Source organism: Megasphaera sp. DJF_B143, from assembly GCF_900320625.1.
In the GTDB taxonomy this organism is placed as follows: domain Bacteria; phylum Bacillota; class Negativicutes; order Veillonellales; family Megasphaeraceae; genus Megasphaera; species Megasphaera hexanoica.
The window spans coordinates 1-3,616 of the sequence record NZ_ONTA01000156.1; the positions used below are offsets into that span (position 1 = coordinate 1).

The 3,616-nt window shown below is 50.4% G+C and carries 4 protein-coding genes and 1 tRNA gene; 2 read left to right on the forward strand and 3 right to left on the reverse strand.

What is annotated here, in order from left to right:
- On the reverse strand, window positions 1-162 hold a 162-nt coding region (locus DBO31_RS04665; protein WP_200817460.1), incomplete at its 3' end, for an adenosylcobinamide-GDP ribazoletransferase.
- Window positions 159-737 (reverse strand): bifunctional adenosylcobinamide kinase/adenosylcobinamide-phosphate guanylyltransferase, encoded by a 579-nt coding sequence (cobU, locus tag DBO31_RS04670; protein WP_113855763.1) that lies wholly within the window; start codon window positions 735-737, stop codon window positions 159-161. The genes DBO31_RS04665 and cobU, both read right to left, overlap by 4 nt.
- 194 nt (window positions 738-931) lie before the next feature.
- Between cobU and DBO31_RS04675 the strand changes: the two genes are divergently transcribed.
- Window positions 932-1,008 (forward strand) — tRNA-Val (locus DBO31_RS04675).
- 69 nt (window positions 1,009-1,077) lie between these two features.
- Window positions 1,078-1,716, forward strand: coding sequence for a YigZ family protein (locus DBO31_RS04680; protein WP_113855762.1), 639 nt, complete (start codon window positions 1,078-1,080; stop codon window positions 1,714-1,716).
- A gap of 133 nt (window positions 1,717-1,849) precedes the next feature.
- Here the strand turns inward: DBO31_RS04680 and DBO31_RS04685 are convergent.
- A partial coding sequence (locus tag DBO31_RS04685) for a DUF4127 family protein (protein WP_150824560.1) occupies window positions 1,850-3,616 on the reverse strand: 1,767 nt, incomplete at its 5' end.

Below are 3,616 nucleotides of genomic sequence, written 5' to 3' on the forward strand. Positions count from 1 at the left end.
CAGACCTACAGCAAACCAGCACAGGCACAGGAACAGGCCGATACAGCCTCCCACCAGCGGAAAACATCGCAGTGACGCGCCAAAGGCCTCATTCGTCCAGGTCAGATGCCGGGCCAGCTGTATCCGCGTCAGGAACTGGAGGGCAATGAGAAAACTCGTCATGGCCGTTCCTCCCGCAATGGAAGATGGACCTGCCGGCTTTTAATTTCCATAGTAATGCCACATACACTCAGATACACCTCATCTGCTTCCGCAGCGGTATGCTGATTCAGGAAACCGATGAGATCACGGTACTGGCGGCTCACTTTTGCCATGGGGACGATGCCCGATCCCAGTTCATTGGTAACAACGACGAAGACACCATCCCCGCTCTGACGCACGGCCCGCAGCACCCCGTCCCATTCGTTCTCTGCTTCTTTCAGGATATGGGAGAAATCATCTCCGTCACGCTGCAGCAGGAAATTAGAAAAATACAGGGTCAGACAATCAAGCAGGATGTTATCAGTCTGCTGTAAAATATGGTCAATCTGATTTCCCAGTCCAGACGGTACTTCAAAGGTCTGCCACGACGCCGGACGACGGCTGCGGTGACGGGCCACCCGGTCTGCCATTTCATCATCCAGGACCCGGGCCGTTGCAATATACCCATGCCGTCCGGGACACGCCTCCAGATATTGCTCGGCAAACTGACTCTTGCCACTGCGGGCGCCTCCTGTAACCAATACAATGCGGGCCATTTTTTCTCCCCCTTTCCAGCACGATAGACATATTATACTACTGATAGGATACCTCTGCCAACACGTTTTCTCGCTGCCATAGCCGCAGGATTTGCCGTGTACAGACTGTAAGTATCTTTGAAAAAAAAATTTTATTTTTTCTTCAAAGATACTTGACAATACGTGTGAAATTGAGTATACTAAACAAGTCGCATGGGGGTATAGCTCAGTTGGTTAGAGCGTCACGTTGACATCGTGAAGGTCGTTGATTCGAATTCAACTATTCCCACCAATGAAACTAAGGCCGCCGGATTCCGGCGGCTTTTTTATACACATTTATAATTTGCGAGGAAATCCGATTATGACCAGTCCGCATATTACGTCCGTTTATGGCAGTGCCGAAACAGAATATACCATAAAAAAATCCCGTTTTCTCGTCCATCTCAGAGAAGTGACCTGCGAAGAGGAAGCATCTGCTTTCATCGAAGCCCGGCGCAAGGAATTCTGGGATGCCCGGCACAATTGTTATGCCTATCAGATTGGTCCTGCCGGCGCCATCCAGAAATCCAGTGACGACGGAGAACCGTCGGGAACAGCTGGCCGCCCGATGCTGGAAGTACTGAAAAAAAACAGCATCACCAACACCGTTGTTGTCGTCACCCGCTATTTCGGCGGCATCAAGCTCGGTGCCAGCGGCCTGATACGGGCTTACAGCCATTGTGTAACCCTCGGTCTGGAAGCAGCGGAAATTGCCGACTATCTCCCTTATCAGGTCGTAAACGTTTCCTTCCCCTATTCCTTTGTGAGCGTCATAGAACGTCTGGTCCCATCGTATGCCGTTCGCATTGCAGACCGTTCCTTTGCCTCTGACGTCACATTTACTCTGGAAATTCCGGAAGAGCAGGCCGGTCCGGCAATCCAGGCCATTACAAATGCGACTAATGGCAACGCTATCTGCAAGACCGAAAAAACGAAAGTCATCCCCATCGCACGAACTTAACAAAGCCAGCAAAAAAGCCCATGGATATGTACACCTTTCATCGTACACATCCATGGGCTTTTTGCTGGTTCATATTGTCCCTTCTGCACCCGTTTTTTCAAAAACTACAATCTGTAAACTACCTTCTTCTGTCCTAGTCTTTGGGAACCCAGGTCCGGTTATTCTGGGCCTGTTCTTCTTCCCGGGCCAGCTGTTGGGATTGCAACTCTGCTTCGTACTGTTCCCGCGCAGCCTGTTCAGCCTGTTCCAGTTCTTCTTTTACTTTCGGATCTATCTTGGCATTTTTATCTTTAACCGTTTTCTGTTTTTCTGCTTCCAGAGCCTTGCGGGCTGCTTCCTGCTGGGCCGCCAGACGGTCCAGTTCTTTCTGGCGCAGTCCCTGCCGGACATCACTTTCCAGACTTACATCCGGCTGAGAATGAACATCGACGTAGACTTCAAACAGCCGGTTCCACGGGAATGTGACATTGACAGTACGGGGATCGATGCCCAGATATGTCTGGGCATACCGCTGGAGCTGTTCTTTCGTACGGCTCTGCATTTCGCTCATCACCGTCGGATAATACTTCTGCTCTGTATTGGCCTCTACCTTCTGCTGTATCCGGTAAATATAATCCCGGACATTGGCCTGATACGCCCAGTTGTCCAGATACTGGGTCGTCAGCATGCGCTGATGGGCATCGGGAGACATATACCGGGCCAGAATCCCCTGAGATATACCATATCCGACAGAATTGCTGGCTGTATTCCATCCATTATATGCCGCCAGCTGATACATCATCTTATCCTTATATAAACCATATATCAGCGTATTATCTGACCCGTTGGAAAAGGCCATATCGACGAGGCTGACTGGTATATTCTGGGCCATAGCCTTTTCTATCTGTGTGAGGAATGTCCGCGTCGAGTCCAGCATGATGGGGAAATTTTCAAAATTCCCCGATTCACGCGTCGATGTCGTAAGAGGCGTATTGACGGCCAGCAGCAGGTCCGGCTTTTCCTTGTCCGTTATCGTACCGCCGATAGCTTCAATATGTTCGGCAATCGTCTTCCCTATAGCTTGTCCGTCGTAACTCGGCACAGTCTTTTCTCCCCCGCCGAGAGGATAGATGACCGTTACTTTAGGATGATAATTATTAAAATCATTATTAGCCCGCGTAATGAGCAGCAACCCCAGCTGATCAGCGCCCGGGAACGACCCGAAACTGGTCTTCGGGATATCGGCTCCTGCTTGTTCAAGATATTTCGATTCCAGTGACGACTGGGTACGGACAGAATTATCATCATGACCGAGACTGTAATAGGTAAAGATGCCTTTTCGGGCATCACTAATGAGGCGATAGTTGATGGCCATATTCTTCTTACGGCGGCTGAACCAGTCCTGCAGATATTCGGCCGGGACGCGGCGCATGATGCTGAACCAGTCATTCCGTTCCTGCGGAGTCAATCCTTCTTCATCCATCTTTGCCTGGAGTGATGCCAGCTCATAAATGTCACTGCCGGATTTGAGATAGTAATCCGGTTCGACGCCCTTGCCACCGGCCCAGGGACTGCGCATGACTGTACTGAAAGCATAAATCGGCACTTTGCCAAACTTGCTGTGCAGGTTTTCTACCTTTTCCAAACGGGCCAGCAGAGTATCCATAGAAAGGTTATGTTTGCGCGAATCGACAAGTCCCCCATAGACCAGGGAATCCACCGACAGTACCATAGCATCGGCTTTGCCGGCATTTTCTTCTACCCATTCCATAAGCTTATCGGGAGAACCCTGGAAATTAGACCCCGATAAATACCGGTCTGGCGGAGTTATCACCGTATATCCGGCATCTTCTGCCGTACTGACCGTATAGGCAAAGTCAACGGGACGGTTGTCCTGCGGCACGTATAAAATCGTTTTGGC

Excerpts from the sequence above, each read along its gene's own strand:
- cobU (WP_113855763.1), bottom strand. The coding sequence starts at position 737 with ATGGCCCGCATTGTATTGGTTACAGGAGGCGCCCGCAGTGGCAAGAGT.
- DBO31_RS04680 (WP_113855762.1), top strand. The coding sequence starts at position 1,078 with ATGACCAGTCCGCATATTACGTCCGTTTATGGCAGTGCCGAAACAGAA.